We start from the raw sequence: 16,989 nt of genomic DNA, 5'->3' as shown, positions 1-16,989 counted from the left end.
CTTCCGACGTCATGCCTGGCACCGCGGGCACCAGTACAGCTTTCGCGCAGCCATCTCCTCCAGGACGATCGCCGTCCCGCACACGCGGCACGGCAGGCCCGCCCGGTGATAGACCCAGTGACGGTCATCACGGTGCGCCAACGCTCGGCGGTGCGCTTCCGGATCGAGGTCGTCCATCGTCATCATCTGACCGGTCTCGACGCCGATCGACAACAGACGCACCCAGTCGCGCCACATCTCGCGGAGGGTCTCCTCGGGGACGTCCCGACCTGGTGTGTGCGGGTTCAGGTTCGCGCGGAAGAGGATCTCGGCGCGGTAGACGTTCCCGATCCCGCTCACGACCTTCTGGTCCATGAGCAGCTGACCGATCGGGGTGGGCTTGCGACCGGCGACGGAGACGAAGCGCTCCTCACCCTCCGCGACGTCATCGACCAGCGGGTCGGGACCGAGACCTGCCACCGTGGCGAGCATCTCCTCGACCGTCTGGATCTGACAGGCAGTAGGGCCCCGGAGGTCTGCACACGTCGCCTCGGTCAGGAGCCGCAGACGCACCTGCCCGACGACGGGAGGCGGCCACTCGGCATCCGTCGCATCCTCGAGGCCGCGGGTCTGCTCGCTCATCCGCACGGCGCCGCGAGCACGGCGGGGCGCACCGATCGATGCGAGCGAGTTCTCCCCGGCGTCGTCGTAGACGGGGTCGACGCCGCGCTGATTCGTCTGTCCCATGCGACCGTTCGCGGAGGCGATCGTGGGGTCGAGCACGATCTCGCCGGCGAAGTCCCAAGCGCCGTAGATGCCGAGGTGGACGCGCAGCCAGACATCGCCCTCGAACTCGAGGAACATCTGCTTGCCGACGGCACGCGCCAGCGTCGGCGTCCGACCGTCGAGGAGGGCGGCGCCCTCCGCGAAGCGTCCCTGCGGGCTGGATGCCGAGACCGGGCGCCCCACGAAGTTGCGGTCGAACTGCCGAGCGATCCGATGGACGGAATGACCCTCGGGCATCAGCCTGCTTCCGGGTCGAACGTCTCCGAGGCGTCGAGCACATCCGGCTGCATCGCACGAGGATCGGGCGCGAGCGATCCGTCGGTCTCGTACGCCGCGAGCTGGCCGATGCGACGAGCGTGGCGCTCCTCGCCGGAGAACGGCGTCGCGATGAAACGGTCGATGAAACCGACGGCCTCGTCGAAGGTGTGCTGGCGCGCGCCGATCGCGATCACATTCGCATCGTTGTGCTCGCGGGCAAGCTCCGCCGTCGCGATGCTCCACACCAGGGCGGCGCGGATGCCGCGCACCTTATTCGCGGCGATCTGTTCGCCGTTGCCCGACCCTCCGAAGACGACACCCAGGGTCTGGATGCCCCGGGCCTGGTCCTCGGCCACGGCCTGTGCCGCGCGGATGCAGAAGGAGGGGTAGTCGTCCAGGGCGTCGTACTCGACAGGACCATGGTCGACGACGTCGTGACCGGCTTCGGCCAGGTGGTGCTGCAGGCGGGTCGAGAACTCCATACCCGCGTGATCGGTCGCGATGTGGATGCGCATGTCACGATTCTAGGGACGCCGGTACGTGGTTACGGCGAGCCATCGGCGTAGGCTGTGACGGTTGCCGTCGGCGCCAGCAGCGCCCGTCCGCGGCACCCCACCCTCACCCCTGGGAGACACGAACGTGCCTGGAGAGAACCTCACCCGCATCGAAGCGCAGGAGCGGCGTGCGACCGTCGAGACGCATTCGTACGACATCTCGCTCGATCTGACCACCGGTGACGAGGTCTTCGCCTCGCGGAGCGTCATCCGTTTCGGTGCGACCGCCGGCGCCTCGACCTTCGTCGATCTGATCGCCCGCGGCATCCGCGAGATCACGCTGAACGGTCGCAGCCTCGACCCCGCCGCAGTCTTCTCGGACTCGCGCATCGCCCTCGATGGTCTCACCGACGAGAACGAACTCGTCGTCGTCGCGGACTGCGAGTACACCAACACGGGCGAGGGCCTCCACCGCTTCGTCGACCCGGTCGACGGCGAGGTGTACCTCTACTCCCAGTTCGAGGTTCCCGACTCCCGCCGGGTCTTCGCGGTCTTCGAGCAGCCCGACCTGAAGGCCACGTTCCGCTTCACCGTCACGGCTCCGGACGCGTGGAAGGTCGTCTCCAACTCCCCCACCCCCGAGCCGACCCCCGCCGGCGAGGGCGTCGCGACCTGGGCCTTCGAGCCCACCCCTCGTATCTCCTCGTACATCACGGCGCTCGTCGCCGGTCCGTACGAGCAGGTGTTCTCGGAGCTCACGAGCTCCGACGGTCGCACGATCCCGCTCGGTGTCTACGCACGCAAGAGTCTCTGGCAGTACCTCGACGCCGACTACGTCTTCGAGAAGACCCGTCAGGGCTTCGCCTATTTCGAGGACAAGTTCGGCGTGCCCTACCCGTTCGCCAAGTACGACCAGCTCTTCGTGCCCGAGTTCAACGCGGGGGCGATGGAGAACGCGGGCGCCGTGACCTTCACCGAGGCCTACGTTTTCCGCTCGAAGGTGACGGATGCCGTCAAGGAGCGTCGCGTCGTCACGATCCTCCACGAGCTCGCCCACATGTGGTTCGGGGACCTCGTCACCATGAAGTGGTGGAACGACCTCTGGCTGAACGAATCGTTCGCCGAGTGGGCGTCGACCATCGCCACCGCTGAGGCCACGGAGTGGACCGAAGCGTGGACGACGTTCAATGCGATGGAGAAGACCTGGGCCTATCGGCAGGATCAGCTTCCGTCGACCCACCCCGTCTTCGCCGAGATCAACGACCTCGAAGACGTGCAGGTGAACTTCGACGGCATCACGTACGCCAAGGGCGGGTCCGTCCTCAAGCAGCTGGCCGCCTGGGTGGGCATCGAGGCGTTCTTCGCCGGAGTCTCGGCCTACTTCCAGAAGAACGCCTGGGGCAACACGGAGCTGAGCGACCTGCTCGTCGAGCTCGAGGCCACGAGTGGCCGCGAGCTGACGACCTGGTCGAAGAAGTGGCTCGAGACGGCCGGCGTCAACACGCTCGCCCCCGAGATCCGCGTCGACGGTGACGGCACCATCACCCGCTTCGCGATCGTGCAGACGGCGCCCGCCGACTACCCGACCATCCGCCCGCACCGTCTCGGCGTGGGCTTCTACTCGTTGCAGGGCGACGACCTCGTCCGGACGCACCACGTCGAGCTCGACGTCGATGGCGACCTGACCGAGGCCCCCGAGCTCGTCGGACACACCCAGCCCGACCTCGTCCTGCTGAACGACGACGACCTCGCGTACGCGAAGATCCGTCTCGACGAGCGTTCGCTGCGCACGGCGACCGACCACCTCAGCAAGATCAGCGACCCCCTCGCGCGTTCGCTCGTGTGGGGAGCCGCGTGGGATCAGACGCGCGACGCGGAGGCTTCGGCATCCGAGTACATCGATCTCGTCCTGGGGAACATCGGCACCGAGACCGAATCGACCACCGTCCGGACGACGCTCGGTCAGTTGCAGCTCGCGGCGAACTCCTACGTGTCCCCTGACAAGCGGGATGCCGCCCGCCAGCGTGTCGCCGACGGGCTGTGGGAACACGCGCAGAAGGCCGAAGCGGGAAGCGACAGCCAGTTGCAGTTCGTGACCGCGTTCGCGTCGGCCGCGGCCACACCCGCCCAGTGGGAGCGCGTCGCCCGGCTGCGTTCGGGAGAGCTCGCCCTGCCGGGACTCGATATCGATGCCGACCTGTCCTGGTCGCTTCTCGTCTCGCTCGCGGCCGGTGGCGTCGTCTCCGCCACGGATGTCGACGAGGCGCAGGCTGCCGACAACACGGCGAAGGGCGGCGAGTTCGCCGCACAGGCCCGCGCTGCGCTCCCCACCGTCGACGCGAAGCGTCTCGCGTGGACGTCGCTCATCGACAACGACGATCTACCCAACACCGTCGTCCGCTCGGCCGCGGCCGGTTTCGTGCACCCGGCCGGCACGGACGCGCTCGCGGAGTTCGTCGACGCGTACTTCGACATGCTCCTGCCGGTCTGGGAGTCGCGGACGTACCAGATCGCGCAGTACCTCATCGTGGGTCTCTACCCGGCGCCGCTCGCCAACACGGCGCTCCGCGATGCGACGCGCGGGTGGCTGGCCGATCACCGTGACGCCCCCGCGGCGCTCCGCCGCCTCGTGAACGAGAACCTCGCCGGCGTCGAGCGGGCGCTGTCCGTGCAGGAACGCGACCGCCAGGACTGAGTCGAGCCCGTATCGGGGCGGGTGTGTCCTCCTACGGGACGACACACCCGCCCCGATCTCATGCTTGCGGGGGACGCGGGGAGCACGTCCCTCTCCGTAGCGTGAGGCTCATGATCGTTGCAGATGGCCTCACGAAGAGGTACGGAGACAAGACAGCCGTCGATGGCGTGAGCTTCACGGTCCAGCCCGGAAAGGTGACGGGATTCCTCGGCCCGAACGGCGCCGGGAAGTCCACCACGATGCGGATGATCGTGGGTCTCGACACCCCGACAGCAGGCCGAGTCACCCTCGACGGACGCGACTACCGCTCGCTGCGTTCGCCGTTGACAGAGGTGGGCATCCTGCTCGACGCGAAGGCGGTCCACACCGGCCGCAGCGCACAGAACCACCTGCGCGCAATGGCGGCGACGCACGGCATCCCGCGGTCGCGGGTCGACGAGGTCATCGAGATCACGGGGCTTCAGAGCGTGGCGAAGCGCCGCGCCGGCAAGTTCTCGCTCGGCATGGGTCAGCGGCTCGGCATCGCGGCGGCCCTCCTCGGTGATCCCCGCACCCTGATCCTGGACGAGCCCGTCAACGGCCTCGACCCCGAGGGAGTCCGCTGGGTGCGCCAGTTCGTGCGTGCTCAGGCCGCATCGGGTCGCACGGTCCTCCTGTCGAGCCACCTCATGAGCGAGATGGCGTTGACGGCCGACCACGTCATCGTCCTCGGCCGCGGACGGGTTCTCGCCGACGCGAGTATCGCTGATCTGGTTTCGGCGTGGACACGCAGTGCCGTCACCGTCCGCTCGCCGCGTGCGGGCGAACTCGCGCAGCTCGTCACCGGTCCTGATGTCACCGTGACCTCCGCCGAGGCGGGTCTGCTCGACATCACCGGCACCACGGCTGCCGCGGTCGGCGAGATCGCCGCCCAGCACCAGATCCCGCTCCACGAGCTGACGCCGCGAAGCGGATCGCTCGAGGACGCCTACCTCGCCCTCACCGAGGGTTCCGTCGAGTACCGCACGCAGGGAGCCGCATCATGACCACGACGATCGACACTCGCGCGGCGGGGCTGCCCGCACCGACGGCCGCTTCGCCGTACCGACTGAACTTCGTGCGTCTGGTTCGCAGCGAGGCGCTCAAGCTGTTCACCCTGCGTTCGACCTGGTGGTCGCTGGGGGTGACCGTGCTGCTCGCCACCGGGATCTCTCTGCTCGTTGCCGCGGTGACTACCAGCCTCCCCGAGGAAATCCGCGCTCAGATGACAGTGAACCCGATGAGCGCCGTCGTCTCACCGTTGCAGTTCACGATGCTGGTCGCTGGCATCCTCGGGGCGATGGCGATCACCGGTGAGTACTCGACCGGGATGATCCGCTCCACCCTGACCGCTGAACCTCGCCGCGGTGCCGTGCTCCTTGCAAAGGCGCTGATCGTCTCCGCCACCCTCATTGTCACCACCCTGGTGACTTCGCTCATCTCGATTCTCGTCGTGACGCCGATCTTCGGGAGCAACGGGTTCGCGTGGGATGACGCCGAACTGACCTGGATCCCCCTGGTCTGGGCGATCATCTCGATGGCGACGTTCGCCCTGCTGGGTCTGGGATGTGGGTTCCTGATCCGAAACGGCGCCGGAGCCATCGCCGCCACCGTCGGAATCCTCTTCGTGTTGCCCATCGTCATGAGTCTCTTTTCGTTCGGCGGCGAGTCGTGGCAGTGGCTCATCGACCTGTACAACTACCTGCCCTCGTCGGCGGCATCAGGCCTGACGACCAATCCCACCAACGAGACCGTGCGGAACGTCATCGTTCTCCTCGCCTGGCCGGCGGCGTCCCTCCTCGGTGGATGGGCGGTCCTCCGCGTACGTGACGCGTAAGGTCATGGCGTGACGAACCGAAGCCGCAGCTCTCCCTCCGCCGAGGGAGAGCTGCGGCTTCCGCGTCCTCCCGGGGTGCTGCGTCGATATTGGGCCCGGCATCCCGTCTTCGCGGACGTCCTCGTGTGCGTCGTGTGCCTGATGGTCTCGGCCGTGCCGGTGATCGCCACCCCGGTGCTGCCCGAGGGCGTCGGAACCAGATCGTCGGACTGGTTGCGCGTCTTGCCATTCCTCGGCGTCATGGTCGTCCTCGGCTGCCTGTCGCTCCTGTTGCGTCGCCGGCATCCGATCCTCGTTCTCGGGGCGGCGTACCTCGTGGCCCTCGCTTACCTCTTCACGCCGGACCCGATCACGGGACCACTCGTCCTCGTGGCCACCTACTCGGTCGCCGTCCACGTCAGCACGCGCGCCACCCTCGTCGGCGTCGGAATCGGGACCGTCGTCCTCGTCGGCACCGGGATCGGTCTCGCGTCCGCGGGGGCGATCTCCACAGCAGTCCTCTGGGGATCTGTCGTGAACGAAGCGCTCAACGCGGTGATCGGCGGGCTCATCGGCACCAACGTCGGCTCCCGCGCACGGTACGTCGCCGCGCTCATCGATCACTCCCGGCGCCTCGTCGTCGAACGCGATCAGCAGGCACAGCTCGCATCGGCCGCCGAGCGGGAGCGGATCGCCCGAGAGCTCCACGACATCGTCGCTCACTCGCTGACCGTCATGGTCGCCCTCGCCGAGGGGGTCGCCGCCTCGCGGGACGCCGAACGCTCCCGCCCGGGGGTTGAGGCGATCGCCGCCACCGGGCGCGAGGCGCTGCGAGACATGCGGGCGACACTCGGCATCCTTCGCGATCCCGCTGAGGCGCCCCTTGCGCCGCTGGCTCGCGACACCACCGCTGAGACCGTCGCCTCGGCCCGTGCCGCGGGGTTCGACACCCGGCTCGTCGTATCGGGCGATCCCGCCGGTCTCGACTCCCGGACCCAGCTCGCGGTGTCGCGCATCGTGCAGGAGAGCGTGACCAACATCCTCCGCCACGCGTCGGGAGCCACGCGCATAGACGTGGTGATCCGGCACGAGCCGGAAGGCGTGTCCGTGGCTGTCAGCGACGACGGCTTCCCTGTGAAAGCTCCGCGGGACTCCCCTGGCTTCGGATTGCGAGGCCTTCGAGAGCGCGTCGAGCTCACGGGAGGAACCGTGTCGGCGGGACCGCGACACCCGCACGGCTGGTCGGTCACTGCCCACATCCCGAGACAGGAGCTACACGCGTGAGCCTTTCCGCATCCCCCGCCCCCATCCGGGTGCTGATCGTCGACGACCAGTCGCTGATCCGGCTCGGTTTCCGCATGGTCCTGGAGTCGGCCGACGGGATCGAGGTGGTCGGCGAATGCGGCGACGGTGCGGAGGCGATCTCGGCGACGGACACTCTGCGCCCCGACGTGATCCTCATGGACGTCCGGATGCCAGGGGTCGACGGGATCGAGGCGACGCGACGGATCATCGACAGCCACCCTGAGATGCGCGTGCTCGTCCTCACGACCTTCGACCTTGACGAGTACGCGTTCGGAGCGCTGCGCGCCGGCGCGGGAGGGTTCCTCCTGAAGGATGCCGGTCGCGAAGAGCTCGTCGCAGCCGTCCGGGCGGTCGCCGCGGGCGAGGCGACACTCGCCCCGCGCATCGTGCGGCGGATGATCGAGCTCGTGACCACGTCGGATTCCCCCGACTCGCCGGCTCCCGCCGACGAACGGACAGCGCACGAACAGAACGTCCTGACGGCACGCGAGCAGGATGTGCTTGAGGCGATGGCGCGCGGCCTCACCAACACCGAGATCGCGGATGAATTGTTCCTGGGCGAATCGACGGTGAAGACGCATGTCGGTCGCATCCTCGCCAAACTGCCCGCCCGCGACCGGGTGCACGCCGTCCTCATCGCCCACGGCCTCGCGAGCCCGCTGACCGATGCGGCCATCGCCACTCAGCCGGGCGACGGGGCGCGCCGGTAGGATCGGAGCGATGATCTCGCCCGTTCTCGCCGCATCCCCGCAACCGTCGCCCGCGGGCTGGGAATCCGTCCGCGACGACTTCCTCGCCTTCCTGGTCACGGCCGGCTGGAACCTCCTGTGGGTCGCGGTGACCATCGCGTCCGCGCTTCTGCTCTCCTGGATCATGCGCCGCCTCATCGGCCGCGTGGTCGATCACATCGTTCTCGGGGCGAAGTCACGCGCGGCAGCCGAGGACACCCGGGCGATCGACATGTCGCCGCTGGCGCAGGTACGGATCGTGCAGCGCACGCGGACGCTCGGGTCGATCCTCACCAACATCGTCAACGTGGCGATCGTCATCATCGCGATCCTCACGATCGTCTACATCCTGAACCCCGGCGTGCTCGCCTCGTTCACGCTGCTCTCCGCCGCGATCGGCGCGGGGCTGGGTTTCGGCGCTCAGAACATCGTCAAGGACGTCCTCAACGGGATCTTCATCGTCGCGGAGGACCAGATCGGCATCGGCGACGTCGTCGACGTGGGTCTCGCCACCGGCATCGTCGAGTACGTGAGCGTCCGGGTGACGCATGTCCGCGACGTCAACGGGACACTCTGGTTCGTCCGTAACGGCGAGATACTTCGGATCGGCAACATGTCGCAGGGATGGTCGCGCGTCGTGATCGACGTCGGTGTCCCTCTCGATGCGGACATCGACGCGGTCGAAGACGCCATGCTCACCGCCGCGAAGGACCTCGTCCGCGAGCCGAAGTGGCGCACCCGCATCCTCGACAAGCCCGAAATCTGGGGCCTCGAGTCGATCGGCGGAGACACCGTGATCACTCGTCTCGTCGTCAAGACCCGTCCGAACGCGAAGGACGACGTCTCCCGCGCGCTTCGCAAGCGGCTCAAGACAGCGCTGGACGAGCTCGGCGTTCCGCTCCCCCAGCTCGCTTCCACCCTCCTCACCGGCGCCGACGCCGCCCAGAGCATCCGTGGCGCGAACCCGCCCAAGACCAAGCCGCAGCAGGTGACACCGCCCACCCCGCCGCGGCTCGCCTGGCGTCCGAAGAAGCGCGGTCGCACCGATGGCGAGCCGCCCGAAGGGACCGCAGCACCGTGAGCGAGCAGTCCACGTTCTTCGACGAGGTCGGCGGCCACGAGGTCTTCCGCCGCATCGTCGACGTCTTCTACCGCGAAGTCGCATCCGACGATGTCCTCCGCCCCATGTACCCGGAGGAAGACCTCGGCCCGGCCGCGGAGCGTCTCCTGCTCTTCCTGGAGCAGTACTGGGGCGGTCCGACGACGTACGGCGAGACGCGTGGCCACCCTCGACTTCGGATGCGTCACATGCCCTTCCACGTGAACCCCGAAGCGCGCGACCGGTGGCTGCGCGCGATGCGCATCGCGGTGGATGAGGCGAAGCTGTCGCCACTGCACGAGGCGACCCTCTGGGACTACCTCCAGCGTGCCGCGCACGCGATGGTCAACACCTTCGAGCCGACGGGGATCGGCCCCGTCGCGAAGCCTCACGGCGGCACGGCGCTCCCGCTCCACCCCGAGGCCTGACTCCCCCGCGACGGGTCAGCGAGAACCGGTCGAGCGCACCGTGGTGAGCCCTGTAGGGTTGCCGGCCCGAACGAGGACGTGTCCGCGGGGCACGCTCACCCGGGTCCAGGTACCCGTACGAAGAACGGATGCCGCGCCCCCGTCCCCGCCGAGGAATCCGAGCGCGTCCGCCGCGAACGCCACACCGGCGATGAGTCCACCGAGGGTCGGATCTGGAGCGCCCCACACCGCTGAGCGCACCGTTCGGACGAGGTCCTCGCCGGGTGACGCGGGGAGCGCCGTCGCGACGGCGTCCACGCCCCGCCGCACGGCGGCCGCAAGGTCCGCCACGGTCACGGGGTCTCCCGAGATCCATCCCCCGCGCGGCGGCGAGATCCCCGCCCACGCAGCGGACACGCCGCTGTCGGGAAGCCCCACGTGTGCGGGGTCGTCGCCGGCGCGGAGAGCTCCGGCATCCACCACCAGATCGCACTCGAGTTCGGGATCAATCCGAAGGAAACGCATGCCGAGGACCGTCGGGGTGTCGTCGCCGAACCCACGCGGCGACAGGGGCGCAGCCGAGACCGCGAGCGTCCCGGCACTCGCGCGCAGACGCACGGCGGGGTCCCCGAGTCGGGCGGCACGACCCGCGAAGGTGAGAAGGTCTGCCGCCGAGCGGGAGTCGGGGAAAACGAGCTGCGGGGCCATCCGACCTAAACTACCAACCGGGCGCCCACCGGGATCACACGGGATGCCCGAGAAGGGAACGCTGTGCGCGAATCAGGCCACGTCGACGGTTTGCTGGCGGTGCTGGACCTCGCTTCCAGCGACGCCCGCACCACGGAGGACATCTTCACCGGAGCGTCGCAGGCGATGCCTCTGGGACGGGTCTTCGGTGGCCAGGTGCTCGCCCAGGCAGTGATCGCGGCAGAGCGCACCGTGGACGACGGGCGAGCCGCTCACTCCATGCACGGCTATTTCCTGCGCCCCGGCGATTCGACGCGAGGCATGACGTTCTCCGTCGACCGCATCCACGACGGCCGGTCATTCTCGACCCGGCGGACGCAGGCCTTCCAAGAGGGCGTGCCGATCTTCTCGATGATCGCCTCGTTCGAGATCGATGCGACGGGACTGGAGCACCAGGACGAGATCCCCGAGGGCATCCCCGGACCCGACGACCTGTCCGACGACTCGGTCCTCGCCGGTCTCCACCCGATGAGCAAGCGTCACTTCGATCAGAGCCCCGTCGAAGTGCGTCACGTCGAGGAGCCGATCTACGCGACGGTAGGGGCCGAGCAGGTTGCGCACCAGTCCGTCTGGGTGCGGACGCGCGGCGAGGTCCCCGACGACCCGCGGCTGCACCGCGCCGCGCTCGCGTACATGAGCGACCTCACGATTCAGGAGTCGGTGCTGCGCGCGCACGGAGCGTCGTGGTCGACGCCCGGGCTGAAGGTTGCGAGCCTCGATCACGCGATGTGGTGGCACCGTCCGGCACGCGTTGACGAGTGGCTGCTCTACGTGCAGCAGTCCCCCAGCGCGCAAGGCGGCCGCGGACTCGCCACGGGTCGGATCTTCTCGCGTGACGGAGAACTCGTCGCTTCCGTCGCGCAGGAGATCATGGTCAGAGTCCCCGACCAGAGCTGAGTGGTCAGCGCCGCCCGAGCGGCGGCAACGGCTCGCCGACGAAGGGCTCCCAGGCGGACCGGGTCTCCGACGAGAGTCGCACGGGACGTCCGGTTACGGCATCCACCTGAACGATGACGGTGGATGCCCGGGCATAGAGCGTCTGCGGCTGCTGGCCCTCAGGCGTGAAGACCTCGTAGTTGACCTCGGCGCTGGATCCACCGATCTTCCCGAACCACATCTGCACGTCGATGGGATCGCGCTGGTAGGGCACCGGCGCCAGGTACTCGATCTCCTGACGCGCGATGAGCGTCAGGTGCGCGGCGCCGTGGCTCGCGTCGATCACCGCCGTGGGTACGACCCGCTCCCCCGCGCCCGGCACCCAGAAGGCGCGCACGCGCGCCTCCTCGAGGAGCTTGAGCATCGCCGCGTTGTTGACGTGGTTGTACGCGTCGAGATCCCCCCACCGGAGGTGGATGGGAACGCGGATGCGGGCGTCAGTCACGCGTCAGCTTGCGGTACGTCGACTTCGCGGGGTTCGCGGCGTCGGCACCGAGGCGTTCGACCTTGTTCGACTCGTATGCTTCGAAGTTGCCCTCGAACCAGTACCACTGGTCCGGCTTCTCGGCCGTGCCCTCGTACGCCAGGATGTGCGTCGCGATGCGGTCGAGGAACCACCGGTCGTGCGTGATGACCACGGCGCAACCCGGGAACTCGAGGAGCGCGTTCTCGAGCGAGCTCAGCGTCTCGACATCGAGGTCGTTCGTGGGCTCGTCGAGGAGCAGGAGGTTGCCGCCCTCTTTCAGGGTCAGCGCGAGGTTCAGGCGGTTGCGCTCACCACCGGAGAGCACCCCGGCCTTCTTCTGCTGGTCGGGTCCCTTGAAGCCGAACTTCGACACGTACGCGCGCGACGGGATCTCGGTCTTGCCGACCGTGATGATGTCCAGGCCGTCGGAGACGACCTCCCACAGCGTCTTGTTCGGGTCGATGTTGGAGCGTGACTGATCGACGTAACTGATCTTGACGGTCTCGCCGATCTTCAGGTCGCCGCCGTCGAGGGGCTCGAGCCCGACGATCGACTTGAAGAGCGTCGTCTTTCCGACACCGTTCGGGCCGATGACACCGACGATGCCGTTCGGCGGCAGGCTGAAGCTGAGCCCGTCGATCAGGGAGCGTCCGTCGAAGCCCTTCTGGAGCTTCTTGGCCTCGATCACGACGCTTCCGAGACGCGGCCCCGGCGGAATCGAGATCTCCTCGAAATCGAGCTTGCGGGTCCGTTCGGCCTCGGAGGCCATCTCCTCGTAGCGGGCGAGACGGGCCTTCGACTTGGTCTGGCGTCCCTTCGCGCTGGAGCGGACCCACTCGAGTTCTTCCTTGAGTCGCTTGGCGAGCTTGGCGTCCTTCTTGCCCTGGACCTCCAGGCGCTCGCCCTTCTTCTCGAGGTACGTGGAGTAGTTGCCCTCGTATCCGATGAGGCGACCGCGGTCGACCTCGGCGATCCACTCCGCGACGTTGTCGAGGAAGTACCGGTCGTGGGTGATGGCGATGACGGCGCCCTTGTAGGCCTGCAGGTGCTGCTCGAGCCACAGCACGCTCTCGGCGTCGAGGTGGTTCGTGGGCTCGTCGAGCAGGAGGAGGTCGGGCTTCTGGAGCAGGAGCTTGGCGAGGGCGACGCGACGCTTCTCACCACCGGAGAGCGGGGCGATCGCGGCGTCCGCCGGCGGGGTACGGAGAGCATCCATGGCCTGGGAGAGCTGCGAGTCGAGGTCCCAGCCGTCCGCGGCGTCGATTTCTTCCTGCAGCGTGCCCATCTCGGCCAGGAGCGCATCGAAGTCCGCATCCGGGTCCGCCATCAGCGCGGAGATCTCGTTGAACCGGTCGAGCTTCGGCTTGATGGCCACGCCGTCCTGGATGTTCTCGAGGACGGTCTTGGTCTCGTCGAGCTCGGGCTCCTGCATGAGGATGCCGACCGAGAATCCGGGCGACAGCTTCGCTTCACCGTTCGACGGGGTGTCGAGGCCCGCCATGATCTTGAGGATCGTCGACTTGCCGGCACCGTTCGGACCGACCATACCGATCTTGGCACCGGGCAGGAACGCCATCGTGACGTCATCGAGGATGAGCTTTTCGCCGACCGCCTTGCGGGCACGGACCATGGAGTAGATGTATTCGGCCATAACGGCCCAAGTCTACGTGTGCAGCCCCTCGCCGAGGGACCGCTCAGCGATCACCAGTCGATGGATCTCGTCTTGCCGACGAGGCACTTCCCCTCGGCGAGGCCGGGCATCACGAGCGAGGTCGGCGTGGGCACCGACGGCCCGACCTGCCCGACGAGGCATTCGGCTCCGACACGGACCGAGAACTGGACGCTGTCGGCGGGGTCGCCGATCGACGTCGTGTCGTCGGTGACCTGCATCTCTTCCTTCGCGAAACCCGCTGCCACGAGGGCATCGACGTAGTCGCGACCCTTCACGGACGTCGAGTCCTTCCACACGGCCTCCATCGCGGAGGTGAACCGCGGCAGGAGCGAAGAAGCGGTGTCCTCCGCGGGCGTGGCGGTCGCGGAAGCGGTTGACGTGGCTGACGGGCCAGGTGCCGGGGCCGACGAGACGGCTGGCTCGGAGGGCGCGGGTGTCGACTGCGGCGCGCAGGCGGCGAGTGACACCGCCACGACGGGCGCGAGCGCGATGAGGAGCAGGCGGGATCCCCGGGAGGGCTGGTGTCGGCGCACGGGCGAGAGTCTAGGGGGTGCGGCCTCCGAGCCTGCTGGGTCCGGACTCAGAACGGTGTCGCGACGGGCTCGGCCTGCCACTGCGGCTCGTCGACGGACTCTGCGCCGGCACCCGGCGCTGCCCATTCGGCCTCGGTGTCGACGGCGGGGGTCTCGTCCCTCGAACGCGCGGCGCCGGTGAAGACGGTCGTCCCGAAGGCTAGGTCGTGCCCGACGGCGAGAGCGTCGATTTCGGCATCCGTCCCCGTCTTCTCCCCTGCCTCCCAGCGTTTGATGGCGAGAACACCGTGGACGACGACGCGTTGGCCTCGCCGGACTGACGCGGCCACGTGCTCACCGAGGGTGCGGAAGACCGAGACGCGATACCAGCTCGTGTGCCCGTCGACCCACGCGCCGGTCTTGGCGTCGTACCGGCGGTCGGTGCTTGCGACGCGCAGCGACACGACGGGCGTGCCGTCGGGTAGGCGGCGGAACTCGGGGTCCCCGCCGACGTTGCCGACGATCGTGATGTGATCCTTCATTGCGACTCCTTCAGTCGTCGAGGGCACGGACGTGCCCGCTGAATGCTCCGACGCCCGCGTGCCCGGCGGACGTCGGAGCCCCCTCAGGATTCCGTCGCGCCGTGACGCGACAACGCCCTGATCTCCGACCGGTGGATGCCGGCGGGGATCAGGGCGCTGTGGAGAAGGATCAGCGGCGCGCGTACTCGCCGAACCGCGCCCGAACCTTGTTGACCTTGGGGACAGCAACCGCGAGACAGTAACCCTGTCCGGGGTTCTTCGTGAAGAAGTCCTGGTGGTAGTCCTCCGCCGGGTACCAGTCGCCGAGCGGTTCCATCGTGGTCACCAGTCCACCGCCCCACCAGTCCGCCGCCCGCTCCGCCGCGCGCTCGAACGTCTCGCGCTGCGCGTCGTCTGCGGGGAACATCGCCGAGCGGTACTGCGTGCCGACGTCATTGCCCTGCCGGTTCAGCTGACGGGGGTCATGCATCGTGAAGAAGGCGTCCAAGATGACGTCGGAGGGGATGAGCTCTTCGTCGAACGTGACCTTGACGGCCTCCGCGTGGCCTGTCGTTCCCGTGCACACCTGCTCGTAGGTGGGGGACGGGGCGGACCCGCCGATGTAGCCCGACTCGACCGAGACGACTCCTTCGAGAGCCCGGTAGGCGGCGTCAAGACACCAGAAACAGCCTCCGGCAAGCACATAGGTCTGCATGAGCGACCTTCCTTTCAGTGTGGATCGTCACGAGGGACAACGCGCGGGACCGCGGCGATGTTCCGTCCCCCGTGAGCGTGTCGGTGGCCGAGCGTACCGTGCCAACAGACGCAGAGGAGGCGCCGTGACCACCATCGCAACGACCACCGACGTTCGGCTTCGCCGCTACCGCCTCGTCCCCGTCACCGATCGACGGTGGCGTGTGACGGATGCCGCGGGCCGGGTCATCGGCCACGTCGACCGAACGGGCGACCCTCACACGCCCCGCTACCGAGCGCGGCGGTTCCGAGTATCAACGGGCGGATTCCTCGAGCTCGGTGAGTTCTGGCACCTGGAGGACGCGGTCGCGGTTCTCCACGATTCGCGCTGACTCCGCTTCAGACGATCGCTGCGACCGCTTCGCTCTCATCGACGGCGGGCGCCGCGGGGCGACCGCTCACCTCCGGCCACAGTCGCGACAGCACGGTCACGGCATCACGGATCTGCTCGGGCGGGGCGGTGAACGGCACCCGCAGGTGAGCGTCGTATCCGCCGTCGACCGAGAACCGCGGACCCGCGGAGAGGAGGACGCCCTCCCGCCGCGCGGCCAAGACCAGCGAGCCGCTGAGCGGTGCGTCCAACCCCACCCACAGCGACACCCCGCCACGCGGGACGGGAACCGTCCACGCGGGAAGCGACTCCCGGAGGGCCGCGACGGCGGCATCCCTCCCCTGGCCGAGCAACTCGGCGCGCTGCGGGAGGATGTCGGGCATCATGCGCAGCAAACGGACCGCGACGGCTTGCTCGAACTCGGCGGTTCCGAGATCGCGCCGGGGGCGGGAAGCCACGAGGCGCCTGATCAACACCCTGTCGGCGCGCACCCACCCGACGCGCAGTCCGCCCCAGACGGTCTTTCCGAGAGAGCCGATGCGAACCGTCTGCGGACCGAAGTCCAGGTTCTCGGGAGCGCCGCCGTCGATCGACAGCTCGGCTGTCGTCTCATCGAGGATGAGTGTGGCACCGGCGCCGTCGGCCGCAGCCCGGAAGGTCGCTGCATCGACGGCGGTCATGGACCGTCCCGTGGGATTCTGGAACCACGGCATCAGATACGCCAGCGTCGGGCGCGCCCGACGGAACGTCTGGATCGCCCGATCGAGGTCCCACCCGTCGCCGACGGTGACGGGGGTGCCCGTCACGCGCGCCCCCGTCGCCCTGATCGCCTCGGTCGCGTGAGGGTACGTCGGCGTCTCCATGAGCGCCGTGGTCCCCGGTCCCAGAAGCGCCGCTGTCACGAGGTGGATGGCATGCTGCCCGCCGTTCGTCACGAGGATCTCGTCCGAGGTGGTCGGGATGCCACGCGAGGTGTAGCGATCAGCGATCGCCGCACGCAGGTCGCTGCTGCCGACGATGTCGTACCCGGGACGGCCGACGAGGGATGCCGCATCCGCCCCCACCTCGGCCATGATCCCGGCGAGGCCGGGCCAGGCCGCGGGACTCGCCTGCTGGAGATCGATGCCGCCGCCGTCGTCGAAGACGCGGCCGGCGCCCCGTCGGACCTGCGGCAGCGTGATGCTCCCCGACCCTCGCGTGCTCTCGATGTGCCCGCTCTCCCGCAGCGAGCGGTACGCCGCCGCGACCGTCGCTCGGCTCAGGCCGAGGGTCGTGGCGAGCTCGCGCTCGGCAGGCAGGGCGGTGTGGGCGGCGACCCGGTTGTCGAGACACAGAAGCCGGATGCCGTCGGCCAACGCCTCGTACGTGGGGGTTCGCGTCCGCCACCCGCCCAGCGCCGCGGCGAGACCTCGAGCACCGATCCGAGAGTCCATGGTCCACCTTTCCGAGATTGGACTGCATACAGG

At 68.6% G+C, this 16,989-nt stretch carries 18 protein-coding genes; 9 read left to right on the top strand and 9 right to left on the bottom strand.

What is annotated here, in order from left to right; genetic code table 11:
- Nucleotides 1-9: 9 nt before the first annotated feature.
- Together MO1_RS03375 and MO1_RS03370 are read right to left on the bottom strand one after the other, a co-directional pair.
- The gene (locus tag MO1_RS03375) at nt 10-1,002 is read right to left on the bottom strand and encodes an Fpg/Nei family DNA glycosylase (protein ID WP_060915219.1); all 993 of its coding nucleotides are present in this window, start codon (nt 1,000-1,002) and stop codon (nt 10-12) included.
- Nucleotides 1,002-1,538 carry a ribose-5-phosphate isomerase gene (locus MO1_RS03370; protein WP_036309087.1) on the bottom strand — a complete coding sequence of 179 codons (537 nt, stop codon included), beginning with the start codon at nt 1,536-1,538 and terminating at the stop codon, nt 1,002-1,004. The genes MO1_RS03375 and MO1_RS03370 overlap by 1 nt, the downstream gene beginning before the upstream one ends.
- A 124-nt stretch (nt 1,539-1,662) precedes the next feature.
- On the opposite strand from MO1_RS03370, the gene pepN reads away from it, so the two are divergent.
- The 7 genes from pepN (at nt 1,663) to MO1_RS03335 (ending at nt 9,606) form a co-directional block, all read left to right on the top strand.
- Nucleotides 1,663-4,212: an aminopeptidase N gene (gene pepN, locus MO1_RS03365; protein ID WP_060915218.1), complete on the top strand. Its 2,550-nt coding sequence runs from the start codon at nt 1,663-1,665 to the stop codon at nt 4,210-4,212.
- 110 nt (nt 4,213-4,322) lie between these two features.
- Nucleotides 4,323-5,237, top strand: a complete 915-nt coding sequence (locus MO1_RS03360) for an ABC transporter ATP-binding protein (protein WP_036309089.1) — start codon at nt 4,323-4,325, stop codon at nt 5,235-5,237.
- Complete coding sequence (locus tag MO1_RS03355) at nt 5,234-6,067, top strand: ABC transporter permease subunit (RefSeq protein ID WP_060915217.1); 834 nt, start codon at nt 5,234-5,236, stop codon at nt 6,065-6,067. The genes MO1_RS03360 and MO1_RS03355 overlap by 4 nt, the downstream gene beginning before the upstream one ends.
- A 9-nt stretch (nt 6,068-6,076) precedes the next feature.
- Nucleotides 6,077-7,330 (top strand): sensor histidine kinase, encoded by a 1,254-nt coding sequence (locus MO1_RS03350; RefSeq protein WP_255209212.1) that lies wholly within the window; start codon nt 6,077-6,079, stop codon nt 7,328-7,330.
- A 74-nt stretch (nt 7,331-7,404) separates the two neighbouring features.
- Entirely contained in the window at nt 7,405-8,061 is a 657-nt protein-coding gene (locus MO1_RS03345) for a response regulator (protein ID WP_370670634.1), read from the top strand.
- A gap of 10 nt (nt 8,062-8,071) precedes the next feature.
- Entirely contained in the window at nt 8,072-9,160 is a 1,089-nt protein-coding gene (locus tag MO1_RS03340; protein ID WP_060915216.1) for a mechanosensitive ion channel family protein, read from the top strand.
- The gene (locus MO1_RS03335) at nt 9,157-9,606 is read left to right on the top strand and encodes a globin (protein WP_060915215.1); all 450 of its coding nucleotides are present in this window, start codon (nt 9,157-9,159) and stop codon (nt 9,604-9,606) included. The genes MO1_RS03340 and MO1_RS03335 overlap by 4 nt, the downstream gene beginning before the upstream one ends.
- Nucleotides 9,607-9,621: 15 nt before the next feature.
- On the opposite strand, the gene MO1_RS03330 is transcribed toward MO1_RS03335, so the two are convergent.
- Nucleotides 9,622-10,293 (bottom strand): DUF8185 domain-containing protein, encoded by a 672-nt coding sequence (locus tag MO1_RS03330; RefSeq protein ID WP_036309099.1) that lies wholly within the window; start codon nt 10,291-10,293, stop codon nt 9,622-9,624.
- 63 nt (nt 10,294-10,356) lie between these two features.
- Here MO1_RS03330 and MO1_RS03325 point away from each other — a divergent pair, with 63 nt between their 5' ends.
- The gene (locus tag MO1_RS03325) at nt 10,357-11,229 is read left to right on the top strand and encodes an acyl-CoA thioesterase (RefSeq protein ID WP_036309101.1); all 873 of its coding nucleotides are present in this window, start codon (nt 10,357-10,359) and stop codon (nt 11,227-11,229) included.
- Nucleotides 11,230-11,233: 4 nt separating this feature from the next.
- Here MO1_RS03325 and MO1_RS03320 read toward each other — a convergent pair whose 3' ends face one another.
- The 5 genes from MO1_RS03320 to msrA all read right to left on the bottom strand — a co-directional run bounded on the left by MO1_RS03320 (nt 11,234) and on the right by msrA (nt 15,154).
- Complete coding sequence (locus MO1_RS03320) at nt 11,234-11,713, bottom strand: acyl-CoA thioesterase (protein WP_036309103.1); 480 nt, start codon at nt 11,711-11,713, stop codon at nt 11,234-11,236.
- The gene (gene ettA / locus MO1_RS03315; RefSeq protein WP_036309106.1) at nt 11,706-13,385 is read right to left on the bottom strand and encodes an energy-dependent translational throttle protein EttA; all 1,680 of its coding nucleotides are present in this window, start codon (nt 13,383-13,385) and stop codon (nt 11,706-11,708) included. Before ettA ends, MO1_RS03320 begins: the two co-directional genes overlap by 8 nt.
- Nucleotides 13,386-13,435: 50 nt before the next feature.
- Nucleotides 13,436-13,939, bottom strand: a complete 504-nt coding sequence (locus MO1_RS14835; RefSeq protein ID WP_235186033.1) for a DUF6993 domain-containing protein — start codon at nt 13,937-13,939, stop codon at nt 13,436-13,438.
- 47 nt (nt 13,940-13,986) lie between these two features.
- Nucleotides 13,987-14,460, bottom strand: coding sequence for a single-stranded DNA-binding protein (locus MO1_RS03305; protein WP_036309110.1), 474 nt, complete (start codon nt 14,458-14,460; stop codon nt 13,987-13,989).
- A 169-nt stretch (nt 14,461-14,629) separates the two neighbouring features.
- Nucleotides 14,630-15,154: a peptide-methionine (S)-S-oxide reductase MsrA gene (msrA, locus tag MO1_RS03300; RefSeq protein ID WP_036309112.1), complete on the bottom strand. Its 525-nt coding sequence runs from the start codon at nt 15,152-15,154 to the stop codon at nt 14,630-14,632.
- Nucleotides 15,155-15,278: 124 nt separating this feature from the next.
- On the opposite strand from msrA, the gene MO1_RS03295 reads away from it, so the two are divergent.
- Nucleotides 15,279-15,524: a hypothetical protein gene (locus tag MO1_RS03295; RefSeq protein ID WP_060915214.1), complete on the top strand. Its 246-nt coding sequence runs from the start codon at nt 15,279-15,281 to the stop codon at nt 15,522-15,524.
- 7 nt (nt 15,525-15,531) lie between these two features.
- Here MO1_RS03295 and yczR read toward each other — a convergent pair whose 3' ends face one another.
- Entirely contained in the window at nt 15,532-16,956 is a 1,425-nt protein-coding gene (yczR, locus tag MO1_RS03290; protein WP_036309116.1) for a MocR-like transcription factor YczR, read from the bottom strand.
- Nucleotides 16,957-16,989: the final 33 nt, after the last annotated feature.

This window comes from Microbacterium oleivorans NBRC 103075, from assembly GCF_001552475.1.
GTDB classification, from domain to species: Bacteria; Actinomycetota; Actinomycetes; order Actinomycetales; family Microbacteriaceae; genus Microbacterium; species Microbacterium oleivorans.
The sequence above is the reverse complement of the archived record's forward strand: the minus strand, read 5'-3'. Positions and strand labels throughout refer to the sequence as shown.